This window comes from Labrenzia sp. THAF187b (assembly GCF_009363375.1).
In the GTDB taxonomy this organism is placed as follows: Bacteria; Pseudomonadota; Alphaproteobacteria; order Rhizobiales; family Stappiaceae; genus Roseibium; species Roseibium algicola.
Genome location: NZ_CP045345.1, coordinates 307,663 through 326,141 on the forward strand (window position 1 = coordinate 307,663; position 18,479 = coordinate 326,141).

Annotated in this window: 20 protein-coding genes; 9 read left to right on the forward strand and 11 right to left on the reverse strand. The window is 57.5% G+C overall.

What is annotated here, in order from left to right; genetic code table 11:
* Window positions 1–2: 2 nt before the first annotated feature.
* Together FIV03_RS29275 and FIV03_RS29280 are read right to left on the reverse strand one after the other, a co-directional pair.
* Window positions 3–677, reverse strand: coding sequence for a glutathione S-transferase family protein (locus FIV03_RS29275; protein WP_152512304.1), 675 nt, complete (start codon window positions 675–677; stop codon window positions 3–5).
* Window positions 674–1,399, reverse strand: a complete 726-nt coding sequence (locus FIV03_RS29280; protein WP_152512305.1) for a DUF1428 domain-containing protein — start codon at window positions 1,397–1,399, stop codon at window positions 674–676. Before FIV03_RS29280 ends, FIV03_RS29275 begins: the two co-directional genes overlap by 4 nt.
* Window positions 1,400–1,499: 100 nt before the next feature.
* On the opposite strand from FIV03_RS29280, the gene FIV03_RS29285 reads away from it, so the two are divergent.
* The 7 genes from FIV03_RS29285 (at window position 1,500) to FIV03_RS29315 (ending at window position 8,095) form a co-directional block, all read left to right on the forward strand.
* Window positions 1,500–2,159: a winged helix-turn-helix transcriptional regulator gene (locus FIV03_RS29285; protein WP_152512306.1), complete on the forward strand. Its 660-nt coding sequence runs from the start codon at window positions 1,500–1,502 to the stop codon at window positions 2,157–2,159.
* 128 nt (window positions 2,160–2,287) lie between these two features.
* Window positions 2,288–3,172, forward strand: a complete 885-nt coding sequence (locus tag FIV03_RS29290) for a MurR/RpiR family transcriptional regulator (RefSeq protein WP_152512307.1) — start codon at window positions 2,288–2,290, stop codon at window positions 3,170–3,172.
* A gap of 140 nt (window positions 3,173–3,312) precedes the next feature.
* Window positions 3,313–4,569 (forward strand): ABC transporter substrate-binding protein, encoded by a 1,257-nt coding sequence (locus FIV03_RS29295; protein ID WP_152512308.1) that lies wholly within the window; start codon window positions 3,313–3,315, stop codon window positions 4,567–4,569.
* A 70-nt stretch (window positions 4,570–4,639) separates the two neighbouring features.
* The gene (locus FIV03_RS29300; protein WP_023001394.1) at window positions 4,640–5,509 is read left to right on the forward strand and encodes a sugar ABC transporter permease; all 870 of its coding nucleotides are present in this window, start codon (window positions 4,640–4,642) and stop codon (window positions 5,507–5,509) included.
* The gene (locus FIV03_RS29305) at window positions 5,499–6,308 is read left to right on the forward strand and encodes a carbohydrate ABC transporter permease (protein WP_023001393.1); all 810 of its coding nucleotides are present in this window, start codon (window positions 5,499–5,501) and stop codon (window positions 6,306–6,308) included. The genes FIV03_RS29300 and FIV03_RS29305 overlap by 11 nt, the downstream gene beginning before the upstream one ends.
* 12 nt (window positions 6,309–6,320) lie before the next feature.
* Complete coding sequence (locus FIV03_RS29310; protein ID WP_152512309.1) at window positions 6,321–7,070, forward strand: glycerophosphodiester phosphodiesterase family protein; 750 nt, start codon at window positions 6,321–6,323, stop codon at window positions 7,068–7,070.
* On the forward strand, window positions 7,067–8,095 hold the full coding sequence (locus FIV03_RS29315; protein WP_152512310.1) for an ATP-binding cassette domain-containing protein: 1,029 nt from the start codon (window positions 7,067–7,069) through the stop codon (window positions 8,093–8,095). The genes FIV03_RS29310 and FIV03_RS29315 overlap by 4 nt, the downstream gene beginning before the upstream one ends.
* Before the next feature lie 37 nt (window positions 8,096–8,132).
* Here the strand turns inward: FIV03_RS29315 and FIV03_RS29320 are convergent, their stop codons facing one another.
* The 7 genes from FIV03_RS29320 to FIV03_RS29350 all read right to left on the reverse strand — a co-directional run bounded on the left by FIV03_RS29320 (window position 8,133) and on the right by FIV03_RS29350 (window position 12,096).
* Window positions 8,133–8,432, reverse strand: a complete 300-nt coding sequence (locus FIV03_RS29320; RefSeq protein ID WP_152512311.1) for a CcdB family protein — start codon at window positions 8,430–8,432, stop codon at window positions 8,133–8,135.
* Window positions 8,432–8,665: a type II toxin-antitoxin system CcdA family antitoxin gene (locus FIV03_RS29325; RefSeq protein ID WP_152507871.1), complete on the reverse strand. Its 234-nt coding sequence runs from the start codon at window positions 8,663–8,665 to the stop codon at window positions 8,432–8,434. Before FIV03_RS29325 ends, FIV03_RS29320 begins: the two co-directional genes overlap by 1 nt.
* 253 nt (window positions 8,666–8,918) lie before the next feature.
* Window positions 8,919–9,314, reverse strand: a complete 396-nt coding sequence (locus FIV03_RS29330) for a DoxX family protein (protein ID WP_152512312.1) — start codon at window positions 9,312–9,314, stop codon at window positions 8,919–8,921.
* Window positions 9,315–9,325: 11 nt separating this feature from the next.
* Window positions 9,326–9,790 carry an SRPBCC family protein gene (locus tag FIV03_RS29335; RefSeq protein WP_152507872.1) on the reverse strand — a complete coding sequence of 155 codons (465 nt, stop codon included), beginning with the start codon at window positions 9,788–9,790 and terminating at the stop codon, window positions 9,326–9,328.
* Between the two features lie 71 nt (window positions 9,791–9,861).
* Entirely contained in the window at window positions 9,862–11,115 is a 1,254-nt protein-coding gene (locus FIV03_RS29340) for an RNA polymerase sigma factor (protein WP_152512313.1), read from the reverse strand.
* The gene (locus FIV03_RS29345) at window positions 11,102–11,479 is read right to left on the reverse strand and encodes a YciI family protein (protein ID WP_077294637.1); all 378 of its coding nucleotides are present in this window, start codon (window positions 11,477–11,479) and stop codon (window positions 11,102–11,104) included. Before FIV03_RS29345 ends, FIV03_RS29340 begins: the two co-directional genes overlap by 14 nt.
* A gap of 95 nt (window positions 11,480–11,574) precedes the next feature.
* Window positions 11,575–12,096 carry a MarR family transcriptional regulator gene (locus FIV03_RS29350; protein WP_152512314.1) on the reverse strand — a complete coding sequence of 174 codons (522 nt, stop codon included), beginning with the start codon at window positions 12,094–12,096 and terminating at the stop codon, window positions 11,575–11,577.
* 117 nt (window positions 12,097–12,213) lie between these two features.
* On the opposite strand from FIV03_RS29350, the gene FIV03_RS29355 reads away from it, so the two are divergent.
* Together FIV03_RS29355 and FIV03_RS29360 are read left to right on the forward strand one after the other, a co-directional pair.
* Window positions 12,214–12,438, forward strand: a complete 225-nt coding sequence (locus tag FIV03_RS29355; protein WP_152512315.1) for a DUF4287 domain-containing protein — start codon at window positions 12,214–12,216, stop codon at window positions 12,436–12,438.
* 578 nt (window positions 12,439–13,016) lie between these two features.
* The gene (locus tag FIV03_RS29360) at window positions 13,017–13,724 is read left to right on the forward strand and encodes a response regulator transcription factor (protein ID WP_152512316.1); all 708 of its coding nucleotides are present in this window, start codon (window positions 13,017–13,019) and stop codon (window positions 13,722–13,724) included.
* A gap of 273 nt (window positions 13,725–13,997) precedes the next feature.
* Here the strand turns inward: FIV03_RS29360 and FIV03_RS29365 are convergent, their stop codons facing one another.
* A complete protein-coding gene (locus FIV03_RS29365; RefSeq protein ID WP_152512317.1) occupies window positions 13,998–15,086 on the reverse strand; it encodes a fatty acid desaturase in 1,089 nt (362 codons plus the stop codon).
* A gap of 339 nt (window positions 15,087–15,425) precedes the next feature.
* On the reverse strand, window positions 15,426–18,449 hold the full coding sequence (locus FIV03_RS29370) for a condensation domain-containing protein (protein WP_173014013.1): 3,024 nt from the start codon (window positions 18,447–18,449) through the stop codon (window positions 15,426–15,428).
* Window positions 18,450–18,479: the final 30 nt, after the last annotated feature.

The following is an 18,479-nucleotide window of genomic DNA, read 5'->3' on the forward strand; positions in this document are numbered from 1 at the left end:
CGTCAGCCCGTGTTGCGTCTCGCTTGTTCGGCGTCCGCCGCCTGCCAATGCTGCATGTGATCTGCCATGGCCTTCTTGAAAGCAGGGCGGGATGTTGCCCGTTCGACATAGGCTGCAAGTTGCGGATAGGCATCAAGGGCCTCTTCGGCCGCGACCACGCGCAGCACTTCTACCATCGCGATGTCGGCGACGGAGAAGTCACCGGCGAGCCACTCCTTGTCGCCCAGAGCCTGCTGTAGCGCAGTCAGCTTGGTATCCATGTCTGACTTGGCGTGAGCTTTGACGTCGGCTGCCGGAGGAGGGCCGAAGAATTCCGGGACCCGCTCGGCCAGTATCATGCTGACCCAGTGCATCACCGACAATTCAACCGTGTTCAGCGCGGCGAACAGCCACTGCCAGATTTCCGCTTTGCGGTCGTCCGGCAGCAACGGGGTGCCTTCGCAAAGGTAGACAAGGATCGCTCCGCTTTCGAAAAGCGTCTGCTCACCGTCCTGGATTACGGGCACTTGCGTAAATGGCTGCAGCTTGCGGTGTTCGGCGCTCTTGGGGTGTGCGGGTACTGTCGCAACCTGGTAGCTGCGACCAATCTCCTCCAGGCCCCAGCGGACCCGTAGATCCCGCACGAACCCGCGTGGAAACTCCGGCAGCCAGTCGAAGGTGTAGAGGGTAAGGGTCATGCGGCTTTCTCCGAGTCGAAGAGCGGATCGAAGCCGGCCCACATCATCCGCATTCCGTCGAAGGGCATTGCGGACATGTCCATATCGGCCATCCCCGCTTCCATTTCTTTGGCGGCGGCATCACATGTGGCGCGGTCCGGCCAGGCAACCCAGCTGAAGACGGGCACTTCGGTGTCTTCAACCTTGGAGGCCCGGTAGAAATCGGTCTTCTGGCCGCGCGGTACATCCGTGCCCCAGTTTTCGATCATCCCGAGTGCGCCGAATTTCTCGAACATCTTCCAGCCTTCGTCCGCCATCTCGGTGTAGGCCTTCTTGTTCGTTTCGGGCACCGCCAGCAGAAACCCCTGATAATAGCCAGCATCGCTGTGTCTGCCTGCCTCGTAGACAGGGGCAAATCCGCCGAAGATCATCCGGCTGCCATCGAACGGCATTTCCGGAATTTCCTTCATGGCAGGGTCGTTCTGCATCTTTTCCCAGGAAGCATCGGCAGCAGCCTTGTCCGGCCATTCGATCCAGGAAAACACGATTGCCTCGTCTTCCTTGGCATCGACGGCGCCGTAGAAGTCCGTAACCTTGCCCTTCGGAACATCAACACCCCAGGTTTCGACCATGCGGGTGGCGCCGTAGGATTTGAACAGAGGCCAGGCAGCGGCGATGTGGTCGGCATATTTCTGCTTGTTTGCGGCCGGAACAGCCGCTACCGCACCTGTGAAATAGGACATGGCGATCATTTCCTCCTTTTTGTCGGGATGATGGGAACATCCCGGTTGCAGCATTATCGTGACAGCGTTAGTATGAAAAAACAACTGCCAGTATGAAAAAATGACCAAAGAGACAAAAACAACAACGCGCCTTCGTTATGACGAAGGGTGCCTGGCCGCCCACGCCCTGAACCTAATAGGCGACAGGTGGGCTCTGCTCGTCGTGCGCGAGCTTATGTTTTCCGCAAAACGCTTTCAGATGATCCGCGCCGGGTTGCCGGGCATAACCGCGAGTGTTCTGACCGGCCGTCTTGCACAGCTCGTAGAGGTCGATGTCATCGAACACGACGAGCGGCTGGGGGTGTATTCGCTGACGGCGGCGGGCCAGGCTCTGCTGCCCGTGCTGGAATCGCTGTGCCGGTGGGCGTTGCTGGTGCCCGGTCACGATCCGACGCGTTTCATCAGCCCGTCTGCCTTGATGATTTCCATGGGTGTCAACGTCGTTCCGGAGGCCGCGGCGCAAAGAGACGCACTTGCCGGGTTCGATTTCAAGGGCGAGGCATTCGAGATGCAGCTGATCTCCGGCAAGGTTCACACCAAGGCGGTTTCCCGTCCTGACGCGCCCTTTGTGCTTTCCGGCAACGGCAACCGGATGGCTTCAGCCGTTTATGGCTCAGTTCCGCTTGCGGATCTGAACGCCAAAGGCGTGGTCGAGGTGTCGGGAGACGCGTCCCTTGCTGCTGAATTCGTCTCGCGGTTCAAACTGCAACGGAAGGCCTGAGTTGGCTGAACGGCGGCTGCCCGACGGTGCATGCGCCTGTACCGGCGTCTGTACCGGCTCCAGGGTTTGTAATAAAAATTTCATCGAACTGTAGCCTGCAATTCAAATTGCAAAACTAGAACGATGGCATGTCAAAACCTGTGCCATCCTCCGGTTTCCTGTCCGATCTCATCACCCGCAACGCCTCCCGGCTGACGGGCTCCGATACCCGTCTACTCGATGTGCTGGTCAAGGACCCGATCCGTGCCGCCATCGAAAACGGCAAGGAAGTGTCCCTTCGCGCGGGGGTGCATCCCGCCGCAGCGGTGCGTCTGGCCAAGCGGCTCGGCTTTGAAGGTTATCCGGAATTTCGAGCCTACCTGCAGGCAAATCTGGTTGAGGAAGGCAACGACTTCGAGAACCCGGCCGCCCGCATGGCAGCCCGGCTGGTGCGGGCGGAAGAAGGGCAAGTGCTGTCGTCCGTGCTCGACAGTGAAATCGCCGCCCTCGAGGCCTTGCGTACCGCCGTCCCCGACAGCGATATCCGCGCCTTCTCCGAAGCCCTGCGCGATGCCCGCAAGATCTTCATTTTCGGTCGCGGTCATGCCGCGAGCCTGTCCTCGCTGATTGCCCTGCGCTTGCAGCGATCCGGCTATGATGCCGCCGACCTTGGCGACCGCACCCATCACTTTGCCGAGATGCTGAACAGGCTTTCACCGGACGATGTCGTCTGGCTGCTCGCCTTCCGCCGCCCTTCACAGCAAATCAGCGATGCGAACGGGATTGCGTCCATGCGCGGCGCGAGAAGGTTGGCGCTGACGGACCTGCTCGCAGCCCGGTTCGACCCCGCGCCCGATCATCAGATCTGCGCCTCGCGCGGTGAGGCGGGCGAATCCCAGTCACTGGTCGTGCCGATGACCATTGCCAACGCGGTCATTCTCGATCTGGCCGGTATCGATGGCGGTAGATCGATCCGGTCCCTGGAGGAATTCAAGGCATTTCGTCAATCGCTGCCGCCACGCTGGCGCAGATGAGTTCGCCAGCAGACCTGCCCTGTCCCGGAAGCAGGGCTGGACACGGAAATCGCTGAACAAACCAAAAAAGACCGCCGTTGGAACCGGCGGCAAAGTCTCGTGCGCAAACGGAAATAGTTCACTCTGACAAGGATGACTCCATGTTGAAGAATTTGAAGAAAGTGCTGTTGGCTGGCCTGATAGGTCTTTCTGGCAGCGTCGGTGCCGCGCAGGCGGAAGTCACGGTTGAATTCTGGCACAGCTTCGATGGTAGCGGCGGCGAAGCGCTTGGCGAGATCATTGAGAACTTTCAGGCTGCCAACCCTGATATCAAGATCGATGCCCAGTTCATCGGCAACTACAATGATATCGTCGCCAAGCTACAGGCTGCCATCCCGGCGCGCCGGGCGCCGGACGCGGTGATCATGGAAGTCACCCGGTATGGTCTCTTCGCTGACCGCGGCGTGCTGTTGGATCTGACCGAAAAGGTCGACAACGACCCACTAAAGGACGACCTGTTCGATTTTGCCCGCGAAGTCGGCGTCTTTGAAGGCAAGAACTACATCGTGCCGTTTAACTCCTCCACGCCGGTGCTCTACTACAACAAGGAGATCTTCGAGCGGGCCGGCTTTGCCGAAGAACCGGCGCTCAAGACCTACGACGATCTTCTGGCGGTATCCAAACAGATCACCGAGAAGTTAGGCGACGAAGGCATCACGGGCATTGCCGCTCCGGGCCAGTTCGCACGCTGGGGTCTCATCATGGATAACGACAGTGACCTGATCGACAGCAAGACCGGCGAGATCCTGATCGACAGCCCGAACACGATCGAAGCCTATGAATGGATGGCCTCGCTGGTGCATGAGCACAAGGTTGCCTCTGCCGACGGCGTGACCAAGGAAAACAACGGCAGGGATGCCTTCCTGGCCGGCAAGGTCGGCATCATGCTGAATTCAACCGGCAACTACGGCCGCTCCAAGAAGGCGCTCGGCGATAACCTTGCCGTTCGTCCGATGCCTTGCAACAAGGTGTGCGCCGTGCCGATCGGTGGGGCAGGTATCGGTATTCTGTCGTCAGCCGACAAGGAAACCCAGGACGCCGCCTACAAGTTCATCAGCTTTGCCGCATCACCTGAGTCCAACGCCACTTGGTTCTCCGGCACCGGCTACATGCCGATCAACAAGAATACCGCCAAACAGCCGCTGGCCGCCGCCGCCGTTCAGGACAAGCCCGGCATCACGGTTGCGATCGACCAGCTGGACTTCGCCCGTGGCCGTCCGCGCCCGCCGGTGGTCACCTGGATGCGCGCAACCGAATACGACATGTGGCAGGCCATGGCCCTTGGTCAGCGTGATGTCACGGAAACCTTGAAGGATTTTGCGGACCGCACCCGAAAGGAAGCCGAGCGCACCAACTGATCGCCCGATTTTCTTTCGACATCAGCACCGGGCTTCCAGATGAAGCCCGGTGTCTCCGGAGCCCTTTCCGATGCTGTCCCGCCTGACACCCTATATTCTGGTGCTGCCGCTGATCTCCTTCATCGCGGTGTTCACCTACATTCCGATTGCAGCCAGTCTCAATCTCAGCTTCCGGGAATGGGATTTCCTGTCGCCGACGATGCCCCTTGTCGGTTTTGAAAACTATCGGCTGCTGTTCTCGTCCCACGAGTTCTGGAACTCGCTCAAGGTGACTGCGATCTTTGCTGTCATTTCCGTTCCGATCCGGCTTTGCCTTGCGCTTGTGGTTGCAAGTTACCTGGTCCGGGAGGCCTTGCCGTCCCGTATTCTGCGCGGCGCGCTGTTCCTGCCGTCGGTAACGTCCACCGTTTCCATCGCGGTTGTGTTTTCCTGGCTGTTTGCAACGGACTACGGCATGATCAATGCCTTCCTGCAAACTCTTGGCTTCGGCAAGGTTCCCTGGCTTCAGGACCCGCAGCTTGCGCTCTGGGTGCTGATCATCGTCAACACCTGGAAGCAGCTCGGCTACGATATCGTCATCTACATCGCCGGGCTTCAGGCAATCCCGCAGGAACTTTATGACGCCGCCGCCGTCGATGGCGGCAGGAAAGGCCGCGTCTTCCGCCGTGTAACTGTTCCGCTGGTAATGCCGACAACCTATTTCCTGCTTGTCGTCTCGGTGATCGAGGCCTTTCAGGTGTTCACCGTCGTGGACGTCATGACCAAGGGGGGGCCGGCGGGGGCCACCGACATGCTGGTCAACATGCTCTACCGTGTCGGCTTCACATTGTTCGATATCGGGCAGGGCTCTGCGCTGGCCGTTGTGCTCTTCGTGCTGCTGATGGCTTTGGCCCTCTTCAAGGCACGGGTTCTGGGCCGGAGGGTGCATTATGAAGCCTGACAGCCGCATCCTCGCAGGGCTTGCACTGATTGCCGGCCTTCTGTTCCTGTCTCCGGCGCTCTATTCGGTCTTCATGTCGTTTCAGACGGTGGACGCCTATTACACGGGCAAGTTCGAGTTCACACTGGAGAATTACGAGCTGGCCATCGGGCAATACCATTTCGCCCGCTATCTGCTGAACAGCATCGTCGTATCGGGTTTGGTCACATTCATTGCCCTGACGGTGTCGACAATGGCCGCATTTGCCTTTGCCAGGTTTCGTTTTCCAGGCGGCAACCTGCTGTTTGCAGCCGTGGTGGCAACCCTGATGATCCCCAGCCATATCTCGCTGATCCCGAACTATCTGACCCTTGCAAAGGTGGGGTTGCTGGACACCTATGCAGGGCTCATTCTTCCGGCGATTTCCAATGGCTTCGCGGCTTTCTTTTTGCGCCAGTACATCCGCGGCATTCCGATCGCACTGGATGAAGCGGCCTATATGGACGGAGCAACACCGCTCAAAGTGCTCTGGCGCGTAATCGTGCCGATTGCCCGCCCGGCCATATTCTCCATGGGGCTGTTCATCTTCATCACGGAATGGAACAGCTACATCTGGCCGCTGGTGGCAGTTGGTGATGAAGACCTCTACACGCTCCAGATCGGTCTTGCGCGTCTCTACCGGGTCAACCCGGGCGAAGACGTGGTCAATTGGCCGCTGGTGATGGCGGCTTCCACCATCACAATTCTTCCCGTCCTGCTCGGTTTCATATTCGTCGAACGGCACCTGGTGCGTGGCATCACCATGGGTGCGGTCAAGTAAATGGAAGTTTCAATGACACGTATTGCATCTCATCGCGGCGGCACCCTGGAATTTGGTGACAGCACACCGGCAGGCTTCGAAGCCACTGCGCGGATGGCACTTGAGGAAGTCGAATTCGACCTGCACCCGACGGCAGATGGCGCCATCATGGTCCACCACGATGCGACACTCGAGCGAACGACCGACAGATCCGGCGCGATCTGCGATCTGCGCGAGGCCGAGGTTCGCTCGGCAACGATCGATTACGGGGCGGGAGGTCATCCGCTGTCCCTCCAGGAACTCTGCGCGATTTACCGTGGCAGTGCCGTTGGCTTCCGCTGCGAGATCAAGCCCGGCCCGGATCGCAGGCCCTATGCCGACTTCGTTCCGAAGGTGGTCGCGATGCTTGCCGCAGAAGACATGCTGGAGCGTACGGTGTTTTCGTCTTTTCTGGTCGAAACACAGGACGAGCTGGCCAGGGCAACAGAGCGACCAAGACTATGGCTGGTCAGCCCGCCGGTTCTTCAGCAACTGGGAACCGCAGGCACGCTCGAAGTGGCAAAGGCTCACGGGATCCCGGAAATCGGTGTTCATATCGATTGCGCAGATGAAGAGCTGATGACCGCTGTCGAGAACGCCGGACTTCAGTTCGGCTGCTGGGCAGCACATACCTGTGCGCAGATCGAAAAGGCCCTTCGGCTCGGTGTGAAGGTTTTCACCACCGACCGGCCCAGTCTCGCGATCGCGATCCGGAATCGCTGGCAGGGGGAAGGGCGGTCATGAGCGGGATAGAACTGACAGATATCCGCAAATCCTATCCTGGCGGGCCGGAAGTTCTGCATGGCGTTTCGCTGGATATGCAAGCCGGGGAATTCATCGTGATCGTCGGCCCGTCGGGCTGCGGAAAATCCACGCTGCTACGCCTCATCGCCGGCCTGGAGAAATGCGATCAGGGCGATATCCGCATCGGTGGCAAACGCGTCAACGACTTTGCGCCGCAAGATCGGGACATTGCCATGATCTTCCAGAATTACGCTCTCTATCCGCATATGAACGTGCGCCAGAACATCGCCTTTGGTCTGGAATTGCGCGGCGTCGCCAAGTCAGAGCGCAACACCCGAGCCGAGGAAGTGGCCAGAACGTTGAAGCTTGATCCTTATCTCGACCGAAAACCGGGCGCCCTGTCCGGCGGCCAGCGTCAGCGGGTCGCGATGGGCCGGGCCATGGCGCGCAACAGTTCCATCTTCCTGATGGACGAGCCGCTGTCCAATCTGGATAACGCCCTGCGGGTTGCCATGCGCTCGGAAATCAAGGAGCTCCACCGGCAACTGGGGGCGACTGTCGTTTACGTAACCCACGATCAGGGTGAAGCCCTTTCCCTGGCGGATCGGATCGCCGTCCTGAAAGATGGAGATCTACTGCAGTTCGACACGCCCGGCACGATCTACGACCGGCCGGCGAACCGTTTCGTCGCCGGGTTCCTCGGAATGCTGCCGACAAATTTTCTGCCCATAGAAACCTTGCCCTTCTGGTCCGGCAGAACAGGCCTCACCGTCGGCATGCGGCCGGAGCATATGAAGGTACACACCTCGTCCCCGGACGTTCCCGCGATCCCCGCACGGATTGTCTTTTCGGAGATGACCGGAGCCAATCTGGTCCTGCATTGTGAAAGCGACGTCGGCAGGCTGATCGTGACCGCCCCGCGCCATGACATGACCTCCGGGGGCGAAACCGTCTGGATCGGCTATGACACCGATCAGGCCATCTACTTCGATGCAGCAAGTGAAAGCCGGGTGGAAATGGCTTGAGCGGTACGGCGTTTTTTGAAGCCGGCTGAACCGGTAATCAGAAGCCCTGGAACAGGGTGTCCAGCGCGCGGGTAATTTCCGCAAAGTTCTCGTCGAGGCTGCCGATCGGGTCTCCCAGCTGGGAAACCGCCACGGCGGCGAGGAATTGGGTCGCCATGACGTATTCCTCGCCCTCCCAGCTGAATATCGGGTTCAGGTAGGCCGCGGGCGCTGGTGCGCGAGACCTGGGCAAAAGCGGCACGACGACACGTGTGTTGAGGCTTTCCAGAAGGTCTGCCTGCACATCTAGCACCAGAACGCTGTCCGGTTTCAGCCGGTAGAGCTGATTTCTGGCCATTAAAACAGGCGTCTCGCTTCAAGCGGCAGGCCGTGTTCGTCGACAAAGTCGTTGGAGCTGTTCAGGGCTGCCCTGTTTTCCAGTTTCCACCGTTCTGCGCGGGCTTGTGAAACCGCGCGCCGGATACCTTCTTCGGCTGCCTGGGAAATATTCACGCCCAGTTCCTTCGCCGAACCGACCAGCGTCATATCAATCGTCAAATTGGTCGCCTTGCGTGCGTGAACGCGTGCCATCGTGTTTCCAAACCATTCATACCCGGTACCCGGATAATAGCGGCACGCTTACGCATTTTCAATGCGCATCATAAATGCGCATTGAAAATTGAGATACTGATGGCCTCGAGAAAGACCTGTCCAACGCGAAGTGCCCTTACTGTCCAGGAAGACGAGTATCCTTTCACGAAGGGTCACTGGGAAGTGGACAAGGCCAGTGAGCTGCAAGAGTTACCTTTGGACAGGTCTTTCTCGATTGATCGGCAGTGTCAGTTCAAGTCCATCCTCGCAACGGGAACAGCCTGCGCAGGTCCGGAGCGCGTAACCACAGGCCACCCCACATGAACAGGCCCAGATAAAGACTGAACAGCACATGGCTGAACAGGGGTGACCCGGCCCGGATCTGGGTTGCCATGGCACCGCCAAGCAGCCCCATCATCAAGATTGCTCCTAATACGCTGGTGCGCGGAATGAGGTAAAGAACAAGGCAGGCCAGTTCGATCAAGCCAATCGGAAATGCGTACCCCGCAGGCCAACCAAGCTCGGCCAGCGTGTCTTCGGCAACAGGCAGATGGAGCAGCTTCGGCGCAATGGAAGCGCCCAGCATGAACAAGGCGAACAGGCCCGTCAGAATGCGGCCTGCCCATAGCAAGGTGGTTCCGTTACTCATTTCGCGCTCCATCAGATAGACTTGGCAAGTTCTTCAAGCTGCTCGGCAGCCTTGCCCCAGCCTTCGTGAAACCCCATCCGTTCGTGTTCTTCCCTGGCTTCCTTCGTCCAATGCAGAGCCTGAGCGTGGTAACGGGTCCGGCCACCACCCAGATCTTCAAAGGTTACCTCAGCCACCATGAAGGGGCGGCCGGTTGGTTTCCAGCCGGGATGGAATGCGTCGGTGGTGACCAGACGTTCGTTTGGAACGACTTCCAGAAAGACACCGGTATTTGGGAATTCCTCGCCGTTTGGGCCATGCATGCGACAGGAAAACTCGCCGCCAGGCCGCAGATCGATACGGGCATCGGAGACATACCAGGGCTTGGGACAGAACCACTTTTCAAGCAGTTTCGGCTCCGTCCAGCAACGCCAGAGTTTTTCTCGCGGGGCATCCAGATCAAGGATCAGTTCGAGTGCATGCTGTTGTTCTGACATCTGATTTCGTCCATTGCGCTGTTGTTGATAGCTCAAGGACGATTGAAGAATGGCACGTGCGACAAATGAGTTCAGTTTTTTTCAAGGCCTGTCATCTGGTCGAGCTGTTGGCGAATATGAGCGGCTTCCGCAACAGTCCCGGCAAGGGCAATGGCCTGATCAAATGCGCAGCGTGCCTCGCTTGTCCGCCCCAATTGCTTGAGCAGCGCCCCACGCGCGCCATGATAATAGAAATATCCGTTAAGTTTGACTGCGAGCGGTTCGATCATCTGCAACGCAGCCTCGGCCCCTTCCGTTTTCGACACCGCGACGGCACGGTTGAGTGTGACAACGGGAGATGGCGAGCGACGCTCGAGCGCGGCGTATAGCTGTTCGATCTCTTTCCAGTCGGTGTCTTCCGGTGTCGCGGCACGCGCATGCAGAGCAGCGATTGCCGCCTGTATCTGATAGGGCCCCGGTCCGCGGCGGAGCATCGCCTTGTCTATGAGGACGAGGGCTTCGGCTATCATGGGCCGGTTCCATCGTGATCTGTCCTGATCTTCCAGCAGGACCAACAGGCCGTTTGCGTCAACTCGCGTGTCTTGACGGGAATGCTGCAACAGCATGAGCGCAAGCAGTCCCATGAGTTCCGGGTCGGAGGGAAACATCCGCAGCAGCAGCCTGGCCAGGCGAATACCCTCGTGGCACAGACCCGAGCGCTCGCCAGCCGGATCAGGGTCGCTGTAGCCTTCGCTAAAGACGAGATAAATCATCGCGGATACAGCCGCCAGGCGGTTTTCCCGCTCTGCCTGATCCGGTGTCTCGAACGGCACGCCAGCGTCGGCTATCGTCGCCTTTGCACGGGTGATCCGCTGCCGCATCGCGTGTTCGCCGACCAGAAATGCCCGGGCGATGTCACCAACCGGAATGCCGGAAACGATGCGCAATGCAAGCGCGATCTGCTGGGTAGCCGGCAGATCCGGATGACAGCAGATAAACAGAAGGCGCAGGATGTCATCACGGTAGTCCGCCGTATCGAGCCGTTCAACCAGGTCCGGTTCGGCATCCTCCACGTTCGACAGAACGTCTTCGGAGGGCAGGCCGGAGGTCCTTGCCTCTCGTTTCAACACGTCCAGCGTCAGATTGCGGCCGACGGTGATCAGCCATCCTTCCACGTTTCGCGGCGGTCCGTTCTCCGGCCAGTTTTTCAAGGCACGCAGGCAGGCTTCCTGAAAAGCTTCTTCGGCCAGATCCAGATCACGAAAATACCGGAGCAAAGCGGCCATCACCCGTGGCCGCGAGGCAGTCAATTTGCTGTCAATCCATGTGAGATCAGGCGGTTGCATTGTCGGTGTCAGTCGTGGTGCCCGGGTGGAAGCTCTTGACCGGCCTCAGTTCATAGGCTCCACCGGGGTTGGCTTCGGTAAGGTCTCTGGCAAAGTCCAGGGCCTGCTGCTGATCCTCAACCTCGACCAGATAAAAGCCGAGCAGCTGTTCCTTGGTCTCCGCATAGGGGCCATCGGTAACGAGATTTTCCTTCTTGTGGAGGGTAGAGGCCGTTTTGGTGGGCATGAGGCGGGCAGCCAGCTCATACTGATCAGCCCACTTCTCGTGGACGACCTGCAGCCGTTTCATGACAGCGGCGTCTTCCTCGTCACTCCACGCGGAGGTGACCTCTTCATCATTATAGCAAAGCAGCATGTACAACATGAAAAACGGTTCCATAGTTACAAGGACGGTTCTGACATTCGAATTGCGACATTACGGATAGTTTTTTGGCAAGAGCAGTAAGGCTGTTCGGCCTTTCAGCTCTTGCGACCGCCTTCCGATCCTTCCAGAGCCTTCGTCAACTTCCCCAACAATGCCGAAAGCGTGCGCTGCTCCTCATCTGTGAGGCAGTCGATCAATCGGGCTTCATGAGCCATGTCTTCCTTGAAAGCGGACCGGATGAGGTCGATCCCCTTCTTGGAAAGTCGGACGGGTGAGCTCCGGCCGTCTGCAAGGTCTTTTGGCCTTTCGATCAATTTCGCCCTTTCCAGGCGTGCCAGAATGCCGGTTAGCCCTCCTGAGGTGAGCATCAGGGAATTGAACAGTTCCGTGGGGCGAAGCTGGTAAGGTGATCCGGAGCGCAGCAGCGTCGACAGAACATCGAATTCCCTGGTATCGAGGCCGTGTCTTGAGAAAATGGCCTCGATGCCCGGCCGGGCCAAATGGGTAATCACCCGCGCGCGGCCAAGGATCGCCATGCCGCGCGTATCAACCTCTGGCAACTCCAGCTCCCATTGCCGGCGTCGGCGTTCAACGTGATCAGTATCGCTTTTGCTCATTCTCAATTTTATCTTGCGTGCGAGACAATTCAGTTTATCTTTCGCGCAAGATAAATCAACCCGGCGACGTCAGATGCTACGTCTCGGCGTTCGCCTGCATCACGAGAGGAGATTGCGGTGGCTGAAAAAGATCAGGTCTCCAAGGTGAAGGGGCCTGCGTCGTACTTTCCGTCTATCGAAAAGAAATACGGCAAGCCAATCGGCGACTGGCAAGCTCTCGTGCGCGCCCAGAACGGAAAGAAGCACATGGATATTGTCGACTTTCTGAAAACCGAGCACGGGCTTGGGCACGGACATGCAAATGCGATCGTCGCGGCCACGCTCTCTGAAGACAAGAAGTGATCGATTGCTTGGGCGGTGATGGGCCTGTTTTCAAGTGCAGGCCGCTAAAGACGAGATCGCCTCTACCACCCGGGATGTCGCCAGCGGAGCGACAGGCAAAAGCCGGGTAGTCTTTACCGATTTGTTTGTTTGCCGGTTATGCCTCTCACGCATTTTAAGTGCCACGCGGAAGTAGATAAGACTTTAGCGTTTAAGAGGCGGTTTGAAGATATATTATCAGTCGAATTCTCCGGTTAAATATTTGTCTGGAGAAGCGTTTGGTCATAATCAAAACCCGCATGAAAAAGCAATAAAAATGAGGTGCAGTTCGACTGTACTTGCTTGAATTATTTTCATTGGCATCGGGCGTTGCTTTTGGTGGATGCTTTTACATTCAAAATAAAAAAAGAAATTTCTGAGTTGATATCTGGGCGATTAGATATAATGATTTATGTCACTGATTTTTTCCCCGGTGTAGACTATTTACCATAAAGTGTTGGCTGGAACTTAAAACCCATTGATGCTTTTCAGCCGAGTCATGACCCGAAATTCCTTTACGTAATCAATAGAGCTGGTCATGGTCCTTCGGGAGACGTTCTATGTCCGAGCATTTGCGTTATTTATTTTTTATAGGTCCCAGGGACAAATTGCCTAAACCATTGGAAAATTCATTGGTTCGGGAGCTGCCGGGTCTCGTTGTGCAGGTTTCAACTGACTGGGATGTTCTGGTTGAAAAGGCCGAACAGGAAGGTGTTTTGCCTTCCCTGATCCTGGTTGATGAAGCCTTCGGCGCGATGAATGCCGATTTGTTGCAAGTGTTTCAGGACACGTATCCCAATGCCATCCTGTGTCTAACCTTTAACGGTGAGTACACATCCAAGCTGCACATTCGAAAATGTCTGAAAACCGGTATCATCAATAACGTCATACCCATGAACCTCCGTCTGGATCTTTGGCTCTATGCGATCCAGATCATGTTGCATGGTGGTTCCTACATGCCACCGGATCTTGTCGAACTTCTCGAGAACGACAGGAGCGTGCTGCTGGAAAAGGCGCGCAAGGCGACTGCTGCCAGCGGCGTGTCCGGGGCGCACATCGTAAGTTCGCTGACGCCCCGAGAGCGGGAAGTGCTGGAGTTGATCGCACGAGGGCAGCAAAACAAGCATATTGCTGCAAATCTCTCGCTGTCGGAGCACACGATCAAACTTCACATTCACCACATCATTTCGAAAATGGGCGTGTCGAACAGGACTGAAGCAGCCGCCGCATATCTTCAGATACATCGATCCGCCGGTGGTAACGGTTAGGCTGAAATTCGAAAACTCGGCCAACGACTGGGCATGGTCCAATCTGCTGAACGTAAATTGGCTGAAACAAGTCTATGGGCGTTGTCGAGGTGCTGGTGTGAAGATTATTGAAAATTGTATCTGTAGTTATCGTAATTTCATTTAGATACAACTTGCCTCATGCTGCGGTTGTCCCGTCGCTTTGAGAGCGCGATCGTGGTGCCCGTCACGCCTCGTTGTTTCATTGGTCCTTTTTCAGGACGCTCCTGACGGGCTTTGCCGCTTCGAACCCGGTCAGGCCGGGGCGGCCAGTCTTGCTAGCCGCTCATCGCGGAAGGAGACAAGGCGCCTTGCGTTTTCGTCCCACAGGACCAGCTTCACGCAGCCAAGGCTCTGACGCAAAGTAAGCCGGCTGACATTGCGCAGTTCCGGATGTTCCTTGAGGACTTCAGATAGCCGGTAGAAGGGAATTTTGGGAGACAGGTGGTGCACGTGGTGGATGCCGATATTTCCGGAGAACCAGCGCAACAGGGGCGGCAGGTCGTAGTGTGAACTGCCTTCAAGCGCGGCATGTTGGAAATCCCAGTCACTTTCTTCAGACCAATGGGTCTCTTCGAACTGGTGCTGGATATAGAAGAGCCAAACACCGGCGCTGGCTGCCATCAGAGTAATCGGGACCTGCACAAGGAAAAACGTGCTTGCGCCGACCAGCCAGATCAAGAGCGCAAACGGTGCCGCGATCCCGAGATTTGTGGCAATTGTCGACACCCAGGGCTGCATTCCGGCGCGCATCAGGCCATAGGGAAGCCGGTATTGGGCGACGAACAGCCATGCCGGTCCCAGGCCGAACATGACGACCGGATGCCGATAGAGCCAGTAGCGCAGGCGGCCCCAGCGGGACAGGGCTCTGTATTCGCGCACGGTCAGTGTATCGACGTCACCGACGCCGCGACGGTCGAGGTTCCCGGCAGAGGCATGGTGGATGGCGTGAGTTCGGCGCCAGTAATCGTAAGGGGTAAAGGTAAGTACCCCGATGACCCGGCCGATCCAGTCGTTCATGCTGCGCCGGGCGTACAAGTTCCCATGGCCGCAATCGTGCTGCAGGATGAAAAGCCGGACCAGAAACCCAGCCGCCGGGACCGTCAGGATCAATCCGAACCAGTAGCCGTGTAAGACGAGTGTCGCGGTAATTCCCCACAGTGCAATGAAGGGGAGGACCGTGATTGCAATCTCGAAACTGCTGCGGCGCGCACTGATGTTCCGGAATTTGGCAAGAGCTGCGATCCAGGACCGGCTCTGGCGATCAGCAGTCGAATTTTTCAGCGACGGATTTTCAGAGCCGTGGCTGAGCTCGGGCGCGCTAATATTAGAGGTTACGGTCATTCATGCGGCCTTCCACGCAGTATTCCGGAGTTTGATCGTTTCTCCAGGAATGACGTCCGTGGATATCGAGCAGCGATTAAACCGACGTTGCCGGTCAAGTTGGTCTGCAGGTTTTCTTCCGCATCTACAATCATATTTTTGCATTTACGGAAAACTATTCAGAAAAATCGACGGAAATACCGCCGATTATCAAATTCATTTCTGAAATTCAGCGTCTCGCGCCAGTGTGAAACGGAAGTCAGTCCAGCCGGATGCGGTCAGCGGTTGCAGGAGCTGCGCCTGAGGCCGGAGACCTTCGGGCCGTCAGCCCGAAGGTGTTTTTGCGATGATGTGAGAAGGTCAAGTCCTGGCCAGTTGGGAAATATTCATGTTGGAGGCATCACCACGCGAGAATTGCGTGAACATTGACATGACTGAAGCGCGGATTGCCTCTACCTGCGCAGGCGAATAGCGCCTGGCCTGGTAGCTCATCAGCACGCGGATGGCGCGGTTGCCGTCGATGACCTCTTCCATCACTTCAAATTGCAGTCCGAGATGGGATTCATGCTTGTCCGGGTCGACCTGGCGAAACGCGATGGTACCGCCATTCGGCGTTGGCAGGTTGCCGTTCAACTTGTTTTGCGCATGGATCTGAATGAACACATCGAACAGGTGATCCATTCCGGGCGTCATGCCAAGGGCGTCTTCCACAAGGTCGATCGGAATGTCGGTAAAGGGCATCGATCCGTTGATCATGTCCTTGATGTTGCCGATCAGGGTGCCGACAGTCGGATCGTCTCCGAAGCGAACCCGGTGGGCGACGACAGTGGTGAAGTAGCCGATCGTGTCGAAATAGTCGGGGTCTGTACGGCCAGCGGCAGAGGTGCCGATCACCAGATCGGACAATCCCCCAAGGGCCTGAAGCGCGGCGGAAATCGCGCCATAGACGACGTTGAAAAGGGAAGCGCTGTTTTCCTTGGCAATGGCATAAAGCCCCTCGGAAACGTCGCTCTCCAGCCGCATTTCAACCCAGCCGCCTGCGACCGAACTATCGTCGGTGGCGGATTCATCGGGGAGTTTGGGTTCGTTGGTGAAGAGAGCCAGTTCCCTGGGTGCATCACCGAGCATGTCCGTCCAGAAGGCAAGGTGCCGGGCATTGACGCCCGACTGCACCTGCTTGCGGGCAAACTCGTGAAAAGGTGCTGGTTCGTCCGGCCATTCGGGCGCTACGCCAAGGCTGCGTGCGCGGTAGGCTTCAACCAGTTCGTCCATCATCAGGTTGACGGACCATTCGTCGAGCGCGAGGTGGTGGAACAGGAACGAAAGCACTTGCCGACCTGTTTCCGGATCGGTGAGAAACCGCAACCTGACCGGCAATTCCTTTGCAAGGTCGAAGCAATAAATGGCTTCGGCATTGCGGTCCGCACCGGCGCTTTCCGTACTGGTCCAGAACCATTTGTAGGTCGCCAGCTCGTCAACTGGGACAACCTTCTGCAAGACGTCACCTTCTTCCGTTTCGAAGTAGAGTGTCCTGAGGGCGGCATGCCGTTTCATCAAGTCACCGAAGGCGGCCTCGAAAACGGTTTCGTCCACGGGGTCGAGAAAATCCAGGGCAAACGGCAAGTTGAAAATCTCGCGGTATCCAAGAGCCGAATAGATCTTCCAGAGCGACATCTGCGCAAGAGCTAGAGGTGTGGCAGCGTCGCTGGCCTTGCCGTTTCTGATCTCGACATTGCGGTTCCCGGCGCTTTCGCCGGCCCCATCCACCAGTGTTGCGTGCCGGGCAAGACCAGCTGCTGTGGGGTTGCCGAAAAGATCATTGAAACGAACCTCTATTCCATGATCATGAAGCAGGCGGCCGATGATCCGGGTGGCAACCAGCGAATGTCCGCCAAAATCGAAAAAGTCGTCGTCTGGTGTGAGGTCTGCAACCGCGAGCGCATCCCGAAATTCCTGCAGGATGGCCGCCTGAATGGCCGTCACGTCGAGAGAAGTTCCTTGCCGTGTGTGGAAAGGAGCGTCAGAAACACAGGCACTTTCGCCCTGGAGAAGCTGCTTGCCCGTCGCGATTGAAAGACCTTCAGGGTTCCGGAGGTATTCGGAAAACAGATCCAGCACCAAACTGCCGGCATGTCGCCTGATCCTCTGTCCCGTGACCAGTTCAAGAATTGCCCTGCCTTCTGTGTCAAAGCCCACTGCCAGCTCGAAATCGGGGCGGGCTTCATATGTCGGCAGGGGTATCCGTTCGAAGGCGAGTGTGTCTGTCGGGACGATGGTTTTCGGATCGGCTAGCCGTTGAATCCAGACCTTTGGAAGGTCCGTCGCCAGTGCGTTGTTGTCGTGTTTTTCCGATTTCGAAATTGCATTAAGATGAGACAGAACTTGTCGTTCAATATCTTCGGGAGACGTATCCCGTTCAACCGAAACAGCAAAGCTGTCCGAACGGGCAAAACTGCCGCAATGGTCAGTCAGGCTGCCTGTCTGCCGTGCCGGAAAAATGGCTTCGATCCGTTCGTGACCGCCGAGCTTGCAGAGGAACTGCGCGAAACGAGCTCCAATCTGTGCCAGCAATGTGGCGTGGTCTGATGAAGAGTAAACCTGGTCATGATTGAGGACAGGTTCGAGCAAGGTTCCGAACCTCCGCGCGAGCCGGTCGCCCGTTGGCAGAAGACCAGGTGTTTCGTTGAAATCGATAACGGCCGTATCGGCCAATCCTTCGCCCCGTCGTAACCAGGTGACCGGCGCAAGTCCGGGAACATCAGGCTCGAAATGCTTCACCTGATGCGGCGCCGGTGCAGCAATGACCTTGCCGTCATAGGCTGCCGCAAGACTTCTCAGGACATCTTCCGGTGAACAGACCTCCTCGAGAATGCGGTGCATGAGCAGGCCCAGGAGCACCTCTTGGCCGCCGAAGATCATCAGCACCTTGAAAGGGGGTTCGGCTTCGCTGTTCCAATGTGCTTCCTGGGCGGACAGGACAAGTGAAACAGCTTCCTGCTGGTTTTCAGCTTTGATGATTTCAAGTGTTCCGTCCGGCCCGTGCGAGGGGGACTTCACGAGTTCTCCCTCGTCACTGAAGCGATAGCGCATCGCCAGCTCGGGAAAGGCTTCAACCATCGTGCCCACGGCGCGGGCGAGGCGTGCGATATCGGGTGCGCCACCGAGCCGGTAAGCCTGGGCATGTCGCAGCACCTTGTCCGGATCTTGCTGTTGCGCCAGCCAGATACGTTCCTGATGCTGCGTGACGGTGTGCGGCTCCCGGCCTTTTTCCGGCAAACGGCCAGCCGGGACGGCAGGCTGGGTTGACCCGTCCAGGGATTTGAGTTCCGCGTCAAAACGCTCGAACTCGGTTGCTGTCAACAGGCGGTCTAAACCTCCGGTCATGTCAGTCTCCCGATACTCATGTGTCGTGCT